Below are 18,996 nucleotides of genomic sequence, written 5' to 3' on the forward strand. Positions count from 1 at the left end.
TCGGTCACGTGGTCGCGTTCTCCTCCCCCGGTTTCTGCGCGGTGATCGGCGCGGCGATGTCCTCGAGGGACTTCCCCTCCGCGTCGACGCCGAGGACGATCTCGGCGATGCCGCCGATCGCCATGATCGCCGCCGCGATGAGGAAGCCCACGCCGACCAGTCCGCGGTCGCCGCTCTCGATGAAGTTACCGAAGAGCAGCGGGCCGATCACGCCGCCGACGCCCGTGCCGATCGCGTAGAAGAAGGCGATCGCCAGCGCGCGGGTCTCCATGGGGAAGATCTCGCTGACGGTGAGGTAGGCGGCCGACGCACCCGCCGTGGCGATGAAGAACGTCAGCGACAGCAGCGCCACGAAGCCCCACAGGCCGCCCGTCTCATTGAGGAAGACGAAGTACAGCGGAACCGTCACCAGCGCCGACCCGAGGTAGGTGCCGGCGATCATCTTCTTGCGGCCGACCTTGTCGAACAGCGGACCCAGGATGAGCGCGCCGAGGAAGTTGACGATCGCGAACAGGGCCAGCAGCAGCGGTGCCGAGCCCGCGTCGATCCCGTAGTAGCTCTGGTAGAGCGTGCCGAGGTTGAAGGTGATGCCGTTGTAGAGGAACGCCTGACCGATGAACAGCGCCAGACACAGGATCGCCCGCCTGGGGTACTTACCGAAAGCGGTCTTCGCGATCTCGCTGAAGGGGATCGAGGCCCTCTGGTGGATGGTGATCCGCTCGTCGCGGCCGACCTTCTCCAGCGGCTCGTCCTTCTCCCGCCGGATCTGCTTCTCGATCCTCTCGACGATCTCCTCGGCCTCGTCCTCGCGGCCGTGGATGAACAGCCACCTCGGACTCTCCGGGACGTGCCGGCGGACGAAGATGATCACGACGCCCAGCAGCGCGCCCACGCCGAGCGCGAACCGCCAGCCCAGGTTCTCGGCGAACATCGCCGTGTTGAGGAAGAACAGCGAGTAGAACGAGCCGAACGTCGCGCCCAGCCAGTAGGTGCCGTTGATGAGGATGTCCACGCGACCGCGGTAGTGGGCGGGGATCAGCTCGTCGACCGCGGAGTTGATCGCCGCATACTCACCGCCGATGCCGGCGCCCGTGAAGAACCTGCAGATGAAGAACATCCACGGCTCCACCGAGAAGGCCGTGGCGAACGTGGCGACGCAGTACACCACCAGGGTGAGCATGAACAGCTTCTTGCGGCCCCACTTGTCGGTGAGCCGGCCGAAGAACAGCGCACCCAGGCAGGCACCGAAGATGTAGATCGACGCTGCGAGACCGATCTGGCCCTCCGTGATCGGCAGGCCACTGCCCGGCTCCACCAGGCGCGCGGCGAGTGAGCCGATGAGGGTGACCTCGAGGCCGTCGAGGATCCACACGGTTCCGAGGCCGACGATGATCTTCCAGTGGATCCCCGCCAAGGGGAGGCGGTCCATCCGGGCGGGTACGGCCTTCTTGATGGTGCCGAGCCGCCGCTTACGCGTGCGTGTGCCTGACCCTGACCCGGTATCGGGGGACGCATCACCCCCGGGGATGTCGCTCCATCACTCGGTTGTATCGCCCTGTGACGGGCGCCGCATCCGATCCGGGTACCGTCGCCCGAGTGAGTTCTCCCCCTCGTCGCCCCGTCTCGCCGACGTCGCGGACGTGGGCCCGGCGGCCGACACTCTCGCCTCCGCGTTCGCCGACTACCCGTGGACGCGATACGTCATCCCGGCAGAGGGTTACCAGGACAGGCTGCGCGCGCTCCAGGAGCTGTACCTGCATCACGCGGTTCGGCACGGCCTCGTCGCGGTGCACGACGACCCCGCGCAGGGGGGAGCCGTCGACGGCGTGATCGCGGTCCTGCCGCCTCGGACCCCCGACCCCGCGCCTGAAACCGTGGCGCGGATCGTCGCCCTGCACGGCGACCGCATCGATCGACTCACGAGCGGCGGCGATCCCGAGGCGGACTGGAGGCTCGAGACGCTCGGCGTGCTCCCGAGCGCCCGGGGACGCGGGCTCGGCAGCGCCCTGACGCGGTTCGCGATCGTCGAGGCCGTCCGCCGGGGCGCGCGTTCGATGGCACTGGAGACCTCCGACCCACTCAACGTGCGGCTGTACGAGCGGCTCGGCTTCACCGTCACCGCCCGGTCGGAGGCACCGGAAGCGCCGCCGATGTGGAGGATGCGGGCCGACCTCGCCTGAATCGGGTCAGGCCCGGCGTCAGGCGCGCTACGGCCGCAGTACCGCCCAGGCCTGTTCGGCCAGTTCCGGGGTCGCCGCCGCCACTACGGTCCCGCCCTCGAGCGGCTGCCGGCCGTCCGGGCCGGTGATCACGCCGCCCGCGGCCTCGATGATCGGGATCAGCGCCACGATGTCGTAGGAGTTCAGGTCGGCCTCCACGACCAGATCGACGCGCCCCGCGGCGAGCATGCAATAGGCGTAGCAGTCCCCGCCGAAGCGCTGGAGGCGGACGCGGCGACCGAGGTCGTCGTAGCGGCTGCGCACCTCGCCGTCGTCACCGAACATCGACGGGTGCGTGGTGTACATGATCGCCTCGGACAGCTCCGTGCAGCCCGACACGCGCAGGTCGATGGCCTCCGGTCCGTTGGTGCGGCGCCGCACGGTGGCGCGCCCGTGGACGGCGGAGAACGTCTCCCCCAACACCGGCTGGTCCATCCAGCCCGCGACGGCGCGGCCACCCTCCACCACGCCGACCAGGGTCCCCCACCCCGCCATCCCGGTGAGGAACGCCTTGGTCCCGTCGATGGGATCCAGGTACCACGTGCGGGCGGCGTCGGCCGGACCGGTGACGCCGTTCTCCTCCCCCACCACCCGGTCACCCGGGGACATCGACGAGATCCCCGCGCGCAGGAGCTCTTCGATCGCGCGGTCGGCCTCGGTGACGGGGTCGTAGCGGTGCCCGTTCCCGCCGGCGGCCGCGCCGTTCGAGGCCACGGCGCCCTTGTCCGTGGCGGCGAGCGCCGCGAGGTCGCCGTAGAAGTGCCGGCGGGCGATGCGGCCGCTGGCGGCGAGGAGCTCGTCGAGATGCTCCGTCAGGTCGGGATCCAGGGGACGGGTGGGCCGTGGCGTCATGTCTACATGGTGCACGACCGCACCGCGCCGCCACAGCCGATCCCGGCGTCGGATATCCCGACTCCGCCCTCTACAGGTGCGGACGAGGCTAACGTGGTCGCACCCGTACCGCGCCGACCCGACGGAGCCGAGATGCGATGACCGCCCTGATGGACTTCCTCTCCACGCGCCGCCTCCAGCTGGCCACGGACTCGTGGCAGCACGTCAGCGCCACGGTGCAGGCGGTGCTACTGGCGACCCTGCTGTCGGTGGCGATCGGTGTGGCCGTCTACCGCAGCCGGTCCGGATCGGCGGTCGCCACCGGCCTGGCCGCCACGGCGCTCACGGTGCCGTCGTTCGCGCTGCTCGGTCTGCTCATCCCGGTGCTGGGGCTGGGCGTGCTGCCCACCATGACCGCGCTGGTCATCTACGCCGTGCTGCCGATCCTGCGCAACACGATCGTCGGCCTGGACGCCGTGCCCGCCGCGACCGTCGACGCCGCGCGCGGCGTGGGGATGAGTCGGGTCGGGGTGCTCGCCCGGGTCGAACTGCCGCTGGCCTGGCCGTCGATCCTCGCCGGGATCCGGATCTCCACGCAGATGTCGATGGGCATCCTCGCGATCGCCGCGTACGTCAAGGGTCCGGGGCTGGGCAACCTCATCTTCGCGGCACTGTCCCGGGTCGGCACGCCCACCGCGCTGCCGATGGCGCTGACCGCGACCGTGCTCATCGTCGTCCTCGCGCTCGTCCTCGATGCGCTCCTCGTCCTCCTCGGACGCCTGACCATCAGGGGGAACCAGTGACCAGTGCCGGATCGACCAGTACCGAGTCCGTGTCGGGGTCCGTGTCGGGCGTCCCGATCGTCCTGGACGACGTCACCAAGATCTACCCCGGCCAGGAGCGACCGGCGGTGGACCGCGTCTCGCTCGAGCTGCCCGCCGGCCGGACCACGGTGTTCGTCGGGCCCTCGGGCTGCGGCAAGACCACCACGATGCGGATGATCAACCGCCTCATCGAGCCGTCCTCGGGCACCATCACGATCGACGGTCAGGACAACCGCGGCCTCGACGCCGACACCCTGCGCCGCTCCATCGGCTACGCCATCCAGGCCTCCGGGTTGTTCCCCCACATGACGGTCGCGCAGAACGTCGCCACCGTTCCGCGCCTGCTCAAGTGGCGCAAGCCGCGGATCCGGGCGCGGGTCGACGAGATGCTCGAGCTGGTGGGGCTGGACCCCTCGGACTATCGCGACCGCTACCCCGCGCAGCTGTCGGGGGGTCAGCAGCAGCGCGTCGGCGTGGCCCGGGCGCTCGCCGCCGATCCGCCGGTGCTGCTCATGGACGAGCCGTTCGGCGCGGTCGACCCCATCACGCGGGCCTCGCTGCAGGACGAGTTGCTGCGGCTCCAGGACGAGCTGCGCAAGACCATCGTGTTCGTCACCCACGACTTCAACGAGGCGGTCCGGCTCGGCGACAGGATCGCGGTTCTCGGCCCCGGGTCGTCGGTGCTGCAGTTCGACACCCCGGAAGCCATCCTCACCAATCCGGCGGACGACACGGTGAGCGGGTTCATCGGTGACGACGCCGCGCTCAAGACCCTCACCCTCCGGCGCGTGGGTGACGTGGACCTGGGAGAGGCGACGACGGCGAGGGCCTCGGACGACCCGGCCGAGTTCGCCACCCGGTTGCGCGGGTCCGGCGACGAGTGGGCGGTCGTGCTGGACGACGCGGGCCGACCCCTGCGGTGGGTGCGCGGCGACACGGTGGCCGGGATGCCCGATCTGCGGTCGGGCGGGCTGCCGGTGGTCGGGTCGGTGACGGTGGACTCGTCGCTGCAGGAGGCGCTCGACGGGCTGCTGTCCACGGCGAGCGCCACCACGGTGGTCGTGGACCGCGACGGCGTGTACCGCGGCACCATCGGCATCGACGACCTGGTGGCCGAGCTGCGGCGCATCAACCACCGGCACACCGACGCGGACCCGGTCCCCGGCCAGGACGGTCCGGCGTGAGCGCCCCCGCCGCCGTGGCCCGCGGCGGGTCGGCGCGGCTGTGGGTGCAGCCGCTGGTCATCGTGGCCGCGGCGGTCGGGGTGCTGTGGTGGGCGTTCTCCCGCGAGCTCGACGAGACGCAGCGGGCCTCGCTCAACGCGGCGTCCCTCACCCAGCGGACGCTCGAGCACGTGCAGATCACCGTGACGGTGGTGGCGATCGTCGTGGCCGTGGGCGTGCCCCTGGGCATCCTGCTCACCCGCCGGCGGACGCGGTTCCTCGCGCCGGTCGCGGTGGGCTTCGCCAACATCGGGCAGGCGGCGCCGGCGATCGGGCTGATCGTGCTGCTGTTCCTGGCGACCAACCGGACGGGCTTCTGGATCGGGGTGCTGCCGGTGGCGGTCTACTCGCTGCTGCCGGTGCTGCGGAACACGATCGTGGGGATCCGCAACGTCGACCCGGCGCTCATCGACGCCGCGCGCGGTCAGGGGATGACGAGCGCCCGCGTCCTGCGGACGGTCGAGCTGCCGCTGGCGGTGCCGTTCATCCTCGCCGGGCTGCGCACCACGCTCGTGCTGGCGGTGGGCACGGCCACGCTGAGTTTCCTGGTGGACGCCGGCGGGCTGGGCATCTTCATCGACACCGGGTACCGCCTGCAGGACTACACGACGCTGGCCGTGGGCTCGGTGCTCGCGGTGTGCCTGGCACTGTTCGTCGACTGGCTCGGCGGGGTCGGCGAGCTCCTGTTCAACCCGAAGGGGCTGCGATGACCAGCACGAGAACCTCGCCCGTCAGACGCCTCGCCGCCGCCCTGCTCACCACCGTGCTGCTCGCGACCGGCTGCGGCCTCAACAACGGCGGGTCCGTACCGCTGCCCGTGTCACCCGGGCCGGCCGGCACGGTGCCCGAGCTCGAGGGCGTGCGCATCACGGTGGGCGGCAAGGACTTCACCGAGGGCGTCATCGCCAGCTATCTCGTGGAGTTCCTCCTCGCCGCGGCCGGCATGGAGGTGTCCGACATGTCGTCGCTGGCCGGGTCCAACAGCTTCCGACAGGCGCTGGTGACCGGGCAGGTCGACATCGGTATGGAATACACGGGTACCGCGTGGATGAGCTACCTGGGCAACTCCGAGCCGATCCGCGATCCGCAGGGGCAGTGGGAGGCGGTGCGCGACGCCGACCTGGCCGAGCACGACCTGCGCTGGCTGCCGCCCACGACCGTGGACAACACGTACTCGTTCGCCATGAACCGGGCGACGGCCCAGGAGACCGGGGTGCGGACGTTCTCCGACTACGCGGAGCTCGTCCACACCGACCCCCAGTCGGCTGTCACGTGCATGGAGACCGAGTTCTCGGTGCGCCGCGACGGCTGGCCGGGACTCGCCGAGGCCTACGGGTTCGAGGCGGCCGCCGTGCCCACGCCGATCATGCAGCCGGGGATCATCTACCAGGCCACCTCGGTCGGCCGGGAGTGCCGATTCGGCGAGGTCTACACGACCGACGGCCGGGTCAAGGGCCTCGACCTCGTGGTCCTCGAGGACGACCAGCGCTTCTTCCCCGTCTACAACCTCGCCACGGTCGTCCGCGGCGAGGTGCTGGACGCGTACCCGCAGATCGAGGACGTCCTCGCGCCGCTGGTGGACCTGCTCACCAACGAGGTGATGGTGGAGATGAACATGCGCGTGGACGTCGACGGAGAGGATCCCGCGCTGGTCGCGCGGGACTTCCTCGAGCAGGAGGGACTGGTGTCCGTGGACTGACGCGGATGCACCCGCCCGCCGGGTGTCCCACAATCAGGACACGACCCCAGGAGGTTGCGCGTGACCAGGAGGCCTGTCGGATCGCTGCCGCGGGTGGCCGCGCGTGTGCCGCGGATGGTGCCGGACCTGTCGCTGCTGCCGCCGGGGCGGATCGTCTCACTCGCCGACGGGGTCACCACCCGCGTCCACGACACGGGCGAGGAGCACCTCACGCCGGTGATCCTCCTGCACGGCATGGCGGCCACGGGGATGCTCAACTGGTACCAGACGTTCGAGCGGCTCCGCGGCGAGCACCGGCTCATCACCTTCGATCAGCGCTGGCACGGCCACGGCTTCCACGGCGAGTTCACGTTCGAGACCCTCGCCGACGACGTACTCCGGGTCGCCGACCACCTCGAGCTGCCCGCGCCCGTGCTGGGCGGGTACTCGATGGGCGGGATCGTGTCCCAGCTGGCCGCGCGCCGCGACCCGTCTCGCCTCGGCGGGCTGGTGCTGGCCGCGACCGGCACCGGCGCGCGGCGCAACGCGATCGAGAGGATGTCGCTCGGTGGCCTGACGCGCTCCGCCCCGTTGCTCAACGCGGTGCCGGAGGAGGTCGGCGAGGTCGTGGAGGAGGAGGTCGACGACGAGGTACTCCGGCCGCACGCGTGGGCCCTGCGCGAGTTGTCCTCGGTGTCGTTCGCGACGCACCGCAACGTCATCGCGCAGGTCGCGGGTTTCAACTCGACGTCGTGGCTGCACGAGCTCACGCTGCCGGTGGCCGTCGTCAAGACCACCCGGGACCTGGCGTTCCCGCAGTGGGTGCAGGACGAGATGGCCGACCTGCTGCCCCACAGCGCGGTGTTCCCGGTCCACGCCGGACATGCCGCGTGCGCGACGCACCCCGGGGAGTTCGCCCGCCGGATGCGCACGGCGATCGGCTGGGTCGTGTCGAACCTCCGCTGATCGCGCCGGCCCCTACAGCGCCGAGTACCGCACCGCGGTCACCACGAACACGACCAGCGCGATCGAGCCCAGCACCACGCCCCACAGCCCACGCCGCGGGTTGGTGTCCTCGTTGGTCAGCCACCCGGTCGGCCAGCGCGCGAGCAGGCCGAACGCCACGGCCATGAGCCCGGCGAGGAACGCGATGATGTTGAGCAGCGGCACCCAGGACAGGACCAGCGAGCCGACCCCCAGGAGGAGCGCCCGGGTGCCCAGATCCATGTCGCCGGACGAGCGCTTACCGCCGGACGAGCGCCGGCGCGGCGAGGCGGCGTCGGAGCGGGGGCGCAGCGGCATGCGGCCAGCCTAGTCGCGCGAGCGACCCCGCTCGTCGTCGAGACGAGCGACCCGCCGGGTTCCGGCGGTCTGCCGGTACGAGGACTCGACGAGCTCGGCGACCTCGTCCCAGTCGGGCCCGGGGTCGCCACCGTCCGGTCCATCGTCCAGCGGCAGCGCCAGCCACCCGGCCGGCCCGTAGTACGCCGGGACGTGGAACCGCTCGTCCTGCTCCAGCGCCGCGCGCTCCCCCGGATCCGGCAGGAACAGCAGCGCCCGGGACAGGAGCGGGTCCGCGTGGTCGCCCTTGACCGAGCCGCCGTACACCGCGAACACCTTGGTCGTGTACCAGTTGGGGCGTCCGTGCGAGATCTTCTCGGCGGCGTCGGGCAGCGCGAGGCACACCTGCCGCAGCCGCGCCAGCAGCGGGTCCGCGGCGTCGAACATGATCGGGTGGCCCACACCGCCGAGGATACGACCTCAGCCGCCGAACTGCCTTCAGTCTCAGAACTGCCCGGCGACGAATCCCGCGAGCAGCACCGCGAACCCGCCGATCTCGCCGACGATGAGCGCCACCATGCCGAGGTGCAGCGCGACCGTGGGCCGCTCGAACTGGTTGGTCGTGTCCTTCAGCGCGCCGTGGAGGATGTAGCTGCCGATGGCCATCAGGAAGAAGAACACCAGCACGCCGGCGGCGGTGAGGTCGACCCAGGTCGGCCAGCCGCTCAGTTCGACGAACACGGCGATGAGCAGGGTCGCGAACGAGTACAGCAACGACGCCCGGTGCGCGATGTCCACGTACGGGTGCGCGACGTGGCCGGGGCTCGCGGCCATCTGGCGGTACTTCCACACGCCGAGGCACAGCGCCAGCAGGAAGATGAGGCCCGCCGCGAGGAGGGTGAGCAGGGTGTCGATGCCGAGTTCCATGGGCCCTTCCGAAGAGCACTTGACAATGCGCCGGGATTTGTATGCTGACGACCATAGGGCAGGGCGCTGACCTGCGCGCTCGTTCGCGCGTGATCCGCGTCCACGCTCTATCCATGTCCGTGCTCGATGCAGGAGGTCCGATTGTCGGGACAGGTGGTCCGCGCCGCGGCCGTGCAGCTGGAGGGGGTGCCGGGTCGCGTCGACCTCACGCTCGGCCGGCTGGAGACGATGATCGTCGAGGCCGCCGAGCGGGGCGCGCGCCTCATCGCGGTGCCCGAGTTCTGCACGTCGCCGCTGCCGATGCGGGCGGAGGTCCACGACGCCGTCCTGCCGCGCGAGAACGTGGCGGTGGACATGTTCCGCCGCCTCGCCGCGCGATACCGCCTCACCGTCGGTGGGTCGATGGTGGTGGCCGACGACGACGAGGTCTACAACCGCTACCACCTGGTCGAACCCGACGGGTCCGTGCACACGCACGACAAGGACCTGCCGACGATGTGGGAGAACTGCTTCTACACCGGCGGTGGTTACTACCGCGACGGCACTGACGACGGCGCGTTCGAGACCGCACTCGGCGGCGTGGGGGTGGCGAGCTGTTGGGAGCTCATCCGCACCGGGACCGTCCGCAGGCTCCGGGGACGCGTCGGCGTCGCCGTCACCGGCACGCACTGGTGGACGGTCCCGCGGAACTGGGGCGGACTCACCGACCGCGTGCTGGGCCCGCTCGCGCAGTACAACCGCTACCTCTCGGAGAACGCACCGACGGAGTTCGCCCGCCGCCTCGGCGCGCCGGTCCTGCAGGCCTCGCACTGCGGGTCCTTCCGCACCGATTTCCTCCTCGCTCCGGGGACGACCGTGTCCGTGCCGTACGAGACGGAGTACGTCGGCGCCACCCAGATCGTCGACGCCTCCGGCACGGTGCTCGCCTCCCGGCGGGCCGACGAGGGCCCCGGCATCGTCTACGCGGACGTCACCCTCGGGGCCCGCGAACCCGTCCTGCCGCTCGAGGAGCGGTTCTGGATCCCCGGGTTGCCACTGCTCCTGCGCGGCTACTGGCACCAGCAGAACGTGGTGGGCCGGAGCTACTACCGGCGGCGCGGCCGCGCGGCGGGCCTACGGGCGGCAGGACTGCACCGAGCGGCGGGCGGGTAGGCCACGCGACGCGCTCTAGAGGTGCACGTCGTTGTACGCGCGCTCGTCCTCGATCGGCTCGAGATGGGTGGTGATGTGCGAGTTGGGCAGCGCGGCGTGGATCTCCTGCTCCACGGTCTCCACCAGGTCGTGCCCGCGCTCGACGCTCCACTGCCCCGGAACGAGCGCGTGGAACTCCACGAAGCGCCACTTGCCCGACTCGCGGGTCCGCAGCTCGTGGAAGTCGACGCGGCCGGGCTCCCGGTGCCGCTCGAGCACCTCCTCGATCATCCTGTTGTCCTCGTCGGGCAGGGTCGCGTCCATCAGGCCCATGCCCGACTCGTGCACCAGTCGGTAGCCGATGAACAGGATGTTCAGGCCCACGCCGATCGCCACGATCGGGTCGAGGACCTGCCAGCCGGTCGCCCACGCCAGCGCGACGCCCACCACCACGCCGACGGAGGTGATGACGTCCGTGATCAGGTGCTTGCCGTCCGCCCTCAGGGTCGGTGACCGGTGGCGGATGCCCGCCCGCACCAACACGAGACCGACGACCCCGTTGAGGAGCGCGGCGACCACCGAGATCGCCAGGCCGACGCCGAGCGCCTCCAGCGGGGCCGGGTTGATCAGCCGCTCCACGCTCACGACCAGGATGAACGCCGCGGCCACGAAGATCATCGCGCCCTCGACACCCGCCGAGAAGTACTCCGCCTTGGAGTGCCCGTACTGGTGGTCGTCGTCGGCCGGTCGCTCCGAGACGCTGATCGCCCCCAGCGCGATCGCCGCCGCCACCAGGTTGACCACGGACTCGGCGGCGTCGGACAGGAGACCGACCGAACCGGTGACCCACCACGCCCCGACCTTGAGCGCGATGGTGACGATCGCGGTGGCCACCGAGAGCCAGGCGAACTTCTTCAGAGTCGACACGTTCCCAGAGCGTAGTCGCGTGCCGGGAGTCCACCTGCCGACCGCCCGTTGTCGGTAGGGTCGGGGTCATGCACGTGGGATTCGCCTGGCTCGGGGCAGCGGTTCTTCTCGCCGCCGGAGAGGCGGCGGGCGGAGAGCTGTTCATGCTCATGCTCGCCGGAGGCGCCCTCGGCGGTTCGGCCGCCGCCTTCCTCGGCGCACCGGTGTGGGGTCAGGCGCTGGCGTTCGCGCTCGTCTCGCTCATCCTCGTCGTCGGCGTCCGCCCGCTCGTCCGTCGGCGCCTGCTCAGCGCGCTGCCGGAGCACGAGACCAACACGGCCGCCCTCACCGGTCGCGGCGGCACGGTCGTCGAGGCGGTCGGGCCGTCCGGCGGCCTGGTCGAGATCGCCGGGGACACCTGGACGGCACGACCGCTCATCGAGGGCGAGACGTTCGAGGCCGGCGACAAGGTCCTGGTGCACGAGATCGAGGGGGCCACGGCGATCGTCGTGCGCGGCCTATGAGTTCGCGGCCTCCCAGCAGCAGCCGATACGCACGACTCAACCGGAGGTACCCATGGGTGGCTTGATCTTCCTCGCCGTCATCGTCGTCCTGATCGTCTCGGTGGTGGTGAGCTCGGTCAAGCTCATCCCCCAGGCCGAGGCCGCGGTCATCGAGCGGCTCGGCCGCTACCAGCGCACCGTGAGTGGTCAGCTCACGCTCATCATCCCGTTCATCGACCGCGTGCGCGCCAAGGTCGACCTGCGCGAGCGGGTCGTGACGTTCCCGCCGCAGTCGATGATCACCGAGGACAACCTCACGCTGAGCATCGACACGGTCGTCTACTTCCAGGTCACCGACCCCAAGTCGGCGGTGTACGAGATCAACAACTACATCGTCGCCGTCGAGCAGCTCGCCACCACCACCCTGCGCAACGTCGTGGGCGGCCTGACCCTGGAGCAGACGCTCACCAGTCGCGACATGATCAACAAGCAGCTGCGTGGCGTGCTGGACTCGGAGACCGGCCGCTGGGGACTGCGCGTCGCCCGGGTCGAGCTGCGCTCGATCGATCCGCCGCCCTCCATCCAGGACTCGATGGAGAAGCAGATGCGCGCGGACCGCGAGAAGCGCGCCACCATCCTCACCGCCGAGGGGCAGCGCGAGGCCGCCATCACCACCGCGCAGGGCGCCAAGCAGGCCGCGATCCTCGACGCCGAGGGCAACAAGCAGGCGGCGATCCTCGCTGCCGAGGCGGACCGGCAGTCGCGCATGCTGCGCGCGCAGGGTGAGCGGGCCGCCCGCTACCTCGTGGCCGAGGGCCAGGCCGCCGCGATCGCGCGGGTCAACGCCGCCGTCAAGGCCTCCAAGCCGACGCCGGAGATGCTGGCCTACCAGTACGTGCAGAACCTGCCCGAGATGGCCAAGGGCGACGCGGCCACCATGTGGATGATCCCGTCGCAGTTCGGCGACTCCCTGGAGACGTTCGCCAAGGCCGTCGCCAAGAAGGACGACGACGGCGTCTTCCGCTACGAGCCGTCGGACGTCGACACCGACGCGGATCTGCCCTCGGCACCCGACGAGTGGTTCGACACCCGGACCGATCCGGAGATCGCCCGCTCCGTGGCCGCCGCGGAGGCCGCCGCCAAGGGTGCCACCTCCGTGATGGACGAGGAGCCGCGGCGGGACAAGCCCAAGCCCGGCGTGTTCGACATGGTCCCGGAGTCCGAGGGCGGCGCCGCCCCCGACGCCCCGTCGGGCCGGGAGACCCAGGCGATCGACGGCCCGCGGGGCGCCGCGCCCGGTCAGCCCGGCTTCGACCAGCGGTGGGGCCTGGGCCAGCAGGGCGGCTATCCCGTCGACGGCGGCGATCAGCCTCCGCGATAGCACAACCCCGGCGGGCCCCCGACACCCCGTTACGGGCAGCCGCCGCGGCCTCTCGTCCTAACATGAGGGCGTGACTCGTGACAGTGGCCGCGGTGGTGTCCGGACGCCGGAGGCGGAACCGGACGCCGAGGACGTCCGTCTGATCGAGACGGCGTCCGCGGTGTTCGCCGAACGCGGGATCAAAGGGACCAGCACCGACGACATCGCGCGGGCCGCCGGCGTCACGCGGGTGACGCTCTACCGTCGGCTGGGGCCCCGCGACGACATCCTGCGGGCGATCTACGCGCACGAGGCGCAGCGACTCATGATGACCGTCAACGCGCGGTACACGCCGTTCGAATCCCTCGAATGGGACCCGGTCCGGCACGTCGAGGACCTGCTCGTGGGGACCGTCTTCGACATCCGCCAGAACGAGTTGCTGCGACGGATGATCGAGAGCGACAAGGTCGAGGCCATGGCGATGCTCGCCGGACAGTCGGATTCGGTGCTCGAGACGATCATCGAGATGCTCGCGCAGTTCGTGCGCAGCACGTGGAACGCCGACGTCCACACGCGCCACATGGAGCCCGACGAGGCCGAGCAGCTCTCGCTCGAGGTCGCCTCCGTGGTCGGCCGCTTCCTGCACTCGCTCGTGGTGATGCCGGACGGCCCGCCCGTCGTGGACTCCGAGGAGCAGATCCGGGCGCTGGCGCGCCGGGTGCTCGTGCCCATGATCCTGCAGCGCTGACGCTACAGCGCGGTCGGCACCTCGCTACAGCGCGGCCGGGACCTCCTCCGCGCCCAGTTCGTGCTCGAACGCCGCGCGCAGGGTGCGGTGTCGGAAGTGGTGCCCGGCGTCCGTGAGCGTCCGCGGCAGGATCCGCTGATCGGCCAGGGCCAGTTCGTCGGCCCCGCGCTCACCGAGCAGGACGGCCGGCGCCCACCCCGGGACGGGGACGAGAGTGGGGCGGCGCAGGACCGAACCCAGGACGCGGGTGAACTCGGCGTTCGTCACCGGCTCGGGGGCCGTGCCGTTGACCGCCCCCGACATCGTGGGGTCGACGATCGCGCGCAGGTAGATGTCGGTGAGGTCGTCCAACGAGATCCACGACATCCACTGTCGGCCGGAGCCGATACGGCCACCGAGCCCCGCGCGCGTCAGGGCCGCCAGCGGAGGCAGCATCCCGCCGGCCCCGGACAGGGCGATGCCGGTGCGGACGGAGACGACCCGGGCACCGGCCTCGCGGGCGGGGTCGCAGTCGCGTTCCCAGTCGACCACGATGTCGGCGACCGGCCCGGTGCCCGGAGCGGAGTCCTCGGTCAGCTGCTCGTCACCGCGGTCGGGGCCGTAGTAGCCGATGGCCGAGGCACAGACCATGGCGGTGGCCCCGTTGCGGGCGGCGACGAGCTCGGCGAGGCGACGCGTGGGGCCGACGCGGCTGTCGCGGACCCGTGCGACGTGACGATCGGTGAACCGGCCCGCGATGGGTGCGCCCGCCAGGTGGACCAGCACGTCCACGCCGTCGAGCAGATCCGGGGCGGGGGCCTCCGGATCCCAGCTCCGCTCCGACCCGCCACCGCGTCCGTCCCGGGCGACGCCGCCCTCGTCGTCGTTGTCGTCGTCGTTGTCGCCGTCGTTCTCGCCGACCGGTCCGCGCACCAGGCGGATGACGCGGTGGCCGGCCACGCCGAGCAGGGCCGTCAGGGCCGTGCCCACCAGTCCGGAGGCACCGGTCACGGCGACCGTCACCGGCGCGCCGCGGTGGCGGTCGATCGCGGCCAGGTCGGCGGCCATCTGCCGGTACCGGTAGGCGAACACGGGGGCGAGCGCCCCGCCGGGGACGCGGGCCTCGACCCGGTCGCCGAGGAGCGCTTCACCGTCCGGAGCGGCGGTGACGGTGTGCGTGTGGACCCAGCCGGTCGCGGCGGCGTAGGGCTGCGACACGCAGCGGTCGACGAAGCGCTCCCCCTCCACGTAGCCGGCGGGATCGTGCCGGGCGTGCCACCGGGGACCGAAGCGCCTGCCCAGCGGGCCGGGCAGGGCCGTGCGCGGCTCGAGCACCGCGAGGCCGTCCCGCAGGAACGCCGCCTCCCGGACCGGACGCAGCGGCATGAACGGCGGGGACAGTCGGCGGAACGCACCCGGGGAGGCGAAGTAGCGCCACGCCTCCCCGGGCGTCGCGGCGACCGTGCAGGTCAGGTCGATGCTCATCGGTCACTCATCCGTGTCGATGTGGGTCGTCTGCGTCAGGGCAGGAGGCACAGCGGGGAGGCGTCGCCCCGCCCACCGGCCATCGGGACGGTGAGGAACGCGCAGGACCACCAGCCGCGGTCCTCGATGACGTCGCGCACCGTGGCCCACTGCCCGGCGTCGAGCGCGGGCTCGCGGCTGAGGACGAAGCCCGACGAGCGGGTGGGATCGCCGACGATCGCCAGCGAGTAGTCGTCGGCGAGGTAGGTGATCCGGTAGTTGACGGGTCCGGCCTCGTCCTGGAACGGGACCATCGGGAAGTTCACCCGCAGGGAGGCGTTCGTGTCCGTGTCGCGGACCTTCGCCTCGCCCTCGATCACCGAGTCCGAGCTGATCGCCGAGCCGCAGCTGTTGCGGACCGAGACCGTGCCGGGCGCGGTGACCGCGTACTCGGCGCGGGTGTCGTTGGTGCACTGCAGGGTGTACGGCTGCGGGATCGCGGCGACCTGGAACCACTCCCCCGCGTAGCGCTCGAGGTCGACCGACTCGACCTGCGAGAGCTCGGGGCCGCCGAGGGATCCGAGGGCCACGCCGTCGGGCAGCAGCTGCGAGGACCCGCCGCCGAGGCGGCCGCCGTCGGTGAGGTCCTGCGCGCCCGCCGCCGGGGCGGCGCCGAGGCCCGCCGCGAGCAGCGGGGCCACGGCCAGCGCGGTCACGAGCCCACGGAGGCGGGAGGAGGGGCGGGAGGCGCGGCGGGAGGCGGGGCGCCGGGTGCGGTCGGCCGGGGCGTGGGCGCCGGCGGCGGGGGCGTGGGTGCGGGCGGTGGTGCTCATGCGCGGATCTCCTCTGTGTGGCGGGGGGTGTCGGAGTCGGGGCCGGCCGGGTCGGGGCCGGTGGTTCCGGTGCCGTCGGCGGTGTGGTCGGCGCCGGCGACGCGGCGGTGCCCGCCGCGCGGATCGCCCGGCCACCAGACCTTGTCCCCGACGAGGGTGAACAGCGCCGGGACGACCAGGGTGCGGACGATGAAGGTGTCGAGCAGCACGCCGAGGGCGACGATCACGCCGACCTGGGTGAGCACGATGAGCGGCAGGACGCCGAGCACCACGAACACCGAGGCGAGCACGATGCCGGCCGAGGTGATGACCCCGCCGGTGAGGGCGACGGCGCGGACCATCGCCTCGCGGGTGGCGTGGGTGCCGGCCTCCTCGCGGGCCCGGATGGTGAGGAAGATCGAGTAGTCCACGCCGAGGGCCACGAGGAACAGGAAGCTGTACAGCGGCACCGCGACGTCGAGGCCCGGGAAGCCCAGGATCTGGGTGGTGACGAACGTGCCGAGCCCGAGCGCGGCGACGGACGACAGCGCCGTCGCGGTGAGGACCAGCAGCGGCGCGACGAGCGACCGCAGAACCAGGATGAGGACGACGAACACCACGAGCAGGATGAGCGGCGCGATGAGCGTCAGGTCCCGGATGTTGCCCTCGGAGGTGTCGACGGCCTCCGCCACGGACCCGCCGACGAGCGCCTCGGAGCCGGGCACGGTGTCGACCGCCTCGCGCAGCGCGACCACGCTGTCCTCGGACCGGTCGGTGGCGGGGGCGGCGTCGAGCACGACGGTGACGCGGCTCCACCCGGTTCCCGATCCTCCTGCGGGGCGGGCGGAGACGACGCCCTCGACGCCCCGGGCGGCCTCCGCGACCCCGGCCTCGGTCCCGGTACGGGTGAGGACGGTGACCGGGTCGGTGACGCCGGCCGGGAAGTGCTCGGCCGCGGTCTCCAGACCGGCGGCGGACTCGGACGCGGTGCGGAACTGCTCGGTCTGGCTCAGGCCGACGCGGGTGCCGATGAGTCCCATCGCGAGGACCGCCAGCAGCAGGACGCAGGAGACCAGCACCGTCACCGGGCGCTTCACGACGCGCGCGGCGATGCGGCCCCAGACCCCGGGGGGCACCTCCTCGTCGAAACCCTCGGGCGTGGCGGGCCCCGACCCCGCCTCGTGGCGACCGTGGTGCTGGCCCGGCCGCGGGATGAACGGCCAGAACAGGCCGCGGCCGCACACGGCGAGCGCGGCGGGCAGGGCGATGAGCGCGTAGACCAGCGCGACGAGGAGGCCGACCGCAGCAGACAGGCCGAGCGAGCGGTAGTTGGGCAGGGTCGCCAGCAGCAGGGTGAGCAGCGCGAGGACGACCGTGATGTTGCTGGCGAGGATGGCCGGGACCGCGCCGAGGTAGGCGTCGCGGAGCGCGGTGCGGCGGTCCTCGGTCCTGCGCAGTTCCTCGCGGTAGCGGGAGACCAGCAGCAGGGCGTAGTTGGTGCCCGCGCCGAAGACGAGGACCGAGACGATGCCGGAGGTCGAGGCGTCGACGGTGACATCGAGGGCCTCGCCGACCAGCGAGACGAGCAGGGCCGCGACCCGGTCGGCGACGCCGATGATGAGCAGCGGCACCAGCCACAGGACGGGCGACCGGTACGTGATGATGAGCAGCACCGCGACGACCAGCGCGGTGGCGGCGAGGAGCCGGAAGTCGGCGCCCTCGAACGCGGCGGCCGTGTCCGCGGCGAACGCGGGGCCGCCGGTGAGCTGCGCGCTCAGCCCGTCGTCGAGCCCCTCGGCGACGGCGCCCCGCATGTCCTCGACGAGTTCGCGGCCCTCGCCGCCGGAGATGAGCGACGAGTCGACGGGGACGAGCATCAGGGCGGCGGCGCCGTTGTCGGACGGGATCGGCCCCTGCGGCGGGGTCCCCACGATCTCGGCCATGCGTTCACCGGCGCCGACCGCGGCCGCGATGCCCTCGGGCCCGAGCTCACCGCCGTCCTCCCGGGTCACCACGAGGACCGCGGGCACCGAGCCGGAGTCGGGGAACTCCCGCTGGATCTCGGAGACGAGCGCGGCCTCGGAGTCGTCGGGCAGGGTCTGCGGCGCCTCGGACGAGCTCTCCGACGAGGCGAACGCGAACACCGCCCCGCTCACCAGCAGGACCGCCACCAGCATCACCCAGGCGGAGATCCGGCCGGTGACGACTCCGACCCACCCTCCCGCCGACCCTGACTTCTCCGCGGCAGAGCGCCCCGCTCGCATCGATTCCCCTGTCTTCACACGCCGTATTCGGAGAGGAACGCCTCGAGGATGGCGGTGACCTCGTCGGGGCGTTCCAGGGTGGGCGAATGCCCGGCCCCGGGTATCTCGCGGTACCGCGAGTCCGCGATCAGCTCGACCAGCCGGCGGGACTTCTCCGGCGGCGTGGCCGCGTCCTCGGCGCCCACCACGACCAGCGTGGGCGCGATGATCCGTATCGCCTCGTCCACGCACGGGTCCCGGTCGGCGACCGACTCGATCGCCTTGACGAGTCCTGCCCGGTCGGTGCGCTCGACCATCGCCATCCACTCGTCGACCCAGGGGGCGTCGAGGTTGCCCTCGGCGAGCATGATCGGCGCGACCCGCGACCGGACGGGACGGATGCCGGCGACGCGGTACACCGCCGACAGGGTCCGGTATTTGCGGCGGTTGGCCGGTTCCTCGGCGGTGGCGGCGGTGTCCATGAGCGTGAGGGTGTGCACGGTCTCGGGATTGCGGGCGGCCAGCCGGATGCCCACGAACCCGCCCATGGACAGCCCCACGAAGTTGACCACCGGGATCTGCAGGTGCCGCAGCAGTTCGGCGACATCCACCGTGAGGGTGTCCATGTCGTACCCGCCGAGGGCACGCGGCGAGTTGCCCTGGCCGCGGAAGTCGATCGTCACGCAGCGGTAGCGGTCACGCAGGCGGGCGATCTGGGGGTGGAACATCCAGCCGGAGAACAGCAGACCGTGGGCGAACAGCACCACGGGGGCGTCCTCACGACCGGCGGGCGCGCCGGTGTCGGTGTAGGCGATCGTCGTGTGACCGCGTCGGAACGTGGGCATCGGGCGTCTCTCCTGAGGTCGT

Annotated in this window: 20 protein-coding genes; 10 read left to right on the top strand and 10 right to left on the bottom strand. The window is 71.9% G+C overall.

Annotated features, from left to right (window positions below; translation table 11 throughout):
• Positions 1–4: 4 nt before the first annotated feature.
• On the bottom strand, positions 5–1,429 hold the full coding sequence (locus tag VYL96_RS14725) for an MFS transporter (RefSeq protein WP_131885097.1): 1,425 nt from the start codon (positions 1,427–1,429) through the stop codon (positions 5–7).
• A gap of 211 nt (positions 1,430–1,640) precedes the next feature.
• On the opposite strand from VYL96_RS14725, the gene VYL96_RS14730 reads away from it, so the two are divergent.
• The gene (locus tag VYL96_RS14730; RefSeq protein ID WP_243699589.1) at positions 1,641–2,180 is read left to right on the top strand and encodes a GNAT family N-acetyltransferase; all 540 of its coding nucleotides are present in this window, start codon (positions 1,641–1,643) and stop codon (positions 2,178–2,180) included.
• Positions 2,181–2,207: 27 nt separating this feature from the next.
• On the opposite strand, the gene VYL96_RS14735 is transcribed toward VYL96_RS14730, so the two are convergent.
• Positions 2,208–3,071, bottom strand: coding sequence for an inositol monophosphatase family protein (locus tag VYL96_RS14735; protein ID WP_131885099.1), 864 nt, complete (start codon positions 3,069–3,071; stop codon positions 2,208–2,210).
• Between the two features lie 137 nt (positions 3,072–3,208).
• On the opposite strand from VYL96_RS14735, the gene VYL96_RS14740 reads away from it, so the two are divergent.
• The 5 genes from VYL96_RS14740 to VYL96_RS14760 are packed head-to-tail and all read left to right on the top strand — an operon-like array spanning position 3,209 to position 7,741.
• Positions 3,209–3,853 carry an ABC transporter permease gene (locus tag VYL96_RS14740; protein ID WP_131885100.1) on the top strand — a complete coding sequence of 215 codons (645 nt, stop codon included), beginning with the start codon at positions 3,209–3,211 and terminating at the stop codon, positions 3,851–3,853.
• Positions 3,850–5,058, top strand: coding sequence for an ABC transporter ATP-binding protein (locus VYL96_RS14745; RefSeq protein WP_243699590.1), 1,209 nt, complete (start codon positions 3,850–3,852; stop codon positions 5,056–5,058). The genes VYL96_RS14740 and VYL96_RS14745 overlap by 4 nt, the downstream gene beginning before the upstream one ends.
• Complete coding sequence (locus VYL96_RS14750; RefSeq protein ID WP_131885101.1) at positions 5,055–5,807, top strand: ABC transporter permease; 753 nt, start codon at positions 5,055–5,057, stop codon at positions 5,805–5,807. Before VYL96_RS14745 ends, VYL96_RS14750 begins: the two co-directional genes overlap by 4 nt.
• Entirely contained in the window at positions 5,804–6,796 is a 993-nt protein-coding gene (locus VYL96_RS14755) for a glycine betaine ABC transporter substrate-binding protein (RefSeq protein WP_131885102.1), read from the top strand. Before VYL96_RS14750 ends, VYL96_RS14755 begins: the two co-directional genes overlap by 4 nt.
• Positions 6,797–6,856: 60 nt before the next feature.
• Complete coding sequence (locus VYL96_RS14760) at positions 6,857–7,741, top strand: alpha/beta fold hydrolase (RefSeq protein WP_243699591.1); 885 nt, start codon at positions 6,857–6,859, stop codon at positions 7,739–7,741.
• A 12-nt stretch (positions 7,742–7,753) separates the two neighbouring features.
• Here the strand turns inward: VYL96_RS14760 and VYL96_RS14765 are convergent, their stop codons facing one another.
• Genes VYL96_RS14765 through VYL96_RS14775 form a run of 3 tightly spaced genes read right to left on the bottom strand, consistent with a single transcriptional unit; the run spans position 7,754 to position 8,983 of the window.
• A complete protein-coding gene (locus tag VYL96_RS14765; RefSeq protein ID WP_131885103.1) occupies positions 7,754–8,077 on the bottom strand; it encodes a hypothetical protein in 324 nt (107 codons plus the stop codon).
• Positions 8,078–8,086: 9 nt separating this feature from the next.
• Positions 8,087–8,518, bottom strand: a complete 432-nt coding sequence (locus tag VYL96_RS14770) for an MmcQ/YjbR family DNA-binding protein (protein WP_131885104.1) — start codon at positions 8,516–8,518, stop codon at positions 8,087–8,089.
• 42 nt (positions 8,519–8,560) lie between these two features.
• Positions 8,561–8,983: a hypothetical protein gene (locus VYL96_RS14775; protein WP_131885105.1), complete on the bottom strand. Its 423-nt coding sequence runs from the start codon at positions 8,981–8,983 to the stop codon at positions 8,561–8,563.
• A 141-nt stretch (positions 8,984–9,124) separates the two neighbouring features.
• Here VYL96_RS14775 and VYL96_RS14780 point away from each other — a divergent pair, with 141 nt between their 5' ends.
• Positions 9,125–10,135, top strand: a complete 1,011-nt coding sequence (locus VYL96_RS14780; protein WP_243699592.1) for a carbon-nitrogen hydrolase family protein — start codon at positions 9,125–9,127, stop codon at positions 10,133–10,135.
• A 15-nt stretch (positions 10,136–10,150) separates the two neighbouring features.
• On the opposite strand, the gene VYL96_RS14785 is transcribed toward VYL96_RS14780, so the two are convergent.
• Positions 10,151–11,041, bottom strand: coding sequence for a cation diffusion facilitator family transporter (locus VYL96_RS14785; protein ID WP_131885106.1), 891 nt, complete (start codon positions 11,039–11,041; stop codon positions 10,151–10,153).
• 68 nt (positions 11,042–11,109) lie between these two features.
• Between VYL96_RS14785 and VYL96_RS14790 the strand changes: the two genes are divergently transcribed.
• The 3 genes from VYL96_RS14790 to VYL96_RS14800 all read left to right on the top strand — a co-directional run bounded on the left by VYL96_RS14790 (position 11,110) and on the right by VYL96_RS14800 (position 13,631).
• The gene (locus VYL96_RS14790) at positions 11,110–11,544 is read left to right on the top strand and encodes an NfeD family protein (RefSeq protein ID WP_131885107.1); all 435 of its coding nucleotides are present in this window, start codon (positions 11,110–11,112) and stop codon (positions 11,542–11,544) included.
• A 52-nt stretch (positions 11,545–11,596) separates the two neighbouring features.
• Positions 11,597–12,904, top strand: coding sequence for an SPFH domain-containing protein (locus tag VYL96_RS14795; RefSeq protein ID WP_131885108.1), 1,308 nt, complete (start codon positions 11,597–11,599; stop codon positions 12,902–12,904).
• A gap of 70 nt (positions 12,905–12,974) precedes the next feature.
• Entirely contained in the window at positions 12,975–13,631 is a 657-nt protein-coding gene (locus VYL96_RS14800) for a TetR/AcrR family transcriptional regulator (protein ID WP_061228533.1), read from the top strand.
• Positions 13,632–13,655: 24 nt separating this feature from the next.
• Here VYL96_RS14800 and VYL96_RS14805 read toward each other — a convergent pair whose 3' ends face one another.
• The 4 genes from VYL96_RS14805 to VYL96_RS14820 form a co-directional block, all read right to left on the bottom strand.
• Entirely contained in the window at positions 13,656–15,095 is a 1,440-nt protein-coding gene (locus VYL96_RS14805; protein WP_131885109.1) for a TIGR01777 family oxidoreductase, read from the bottom strand.
• A 35-nt stretch (positions 15,096–15,130) separates the two neighbouring features.
• Entirely contained in the window at positions 15,131–15,907 is a 777-nt protein-coding gene (locus VYL96_RS14810) for a lipocalin family protein (RefSeq protein ID WP_131885110.1), read from the bottom strand.
• Positions 15,904–18,063 carry an MMPL family transporter gene (locus tag VYL96_RS14815; protein WP_329440274.1) on the bottom strand — a complete coding sequence of 720 codons (2,160 nt, stop codon included), beginning with the start codon at positions 18,061–18,063 and terminating at the stop codon, positions 15,904–15,906. Before VYL96_RS14815 ends, VYL96_RS14810 begins: the two co-directional genes overlap by 4 nt.
• Before the next feature lie 101 nt (positions 18,064–18,164).
• Complete coding sequence (locus VYL96_RS14820; protein ID WP_131885111.1) at positions 18,165–18,974, bottom strand: alpha/beta fold hydrolase; 810 nt, start codon at positions 18,972–18,974, stop codon at positions 18,165–18,167.
• Positions 18,975–18,996 lie beyond the last annotated feature (22 nt).

The sequence above is a fragment of the Dietzia maris genome, from assembly GCF_036287335.1.
Lineage (GTDB): Bacteria > Actinomycetota > Actinomycetes > Mycobacteriales > Mycobacteriaceae > Dietzia > Dietzia cinnamea.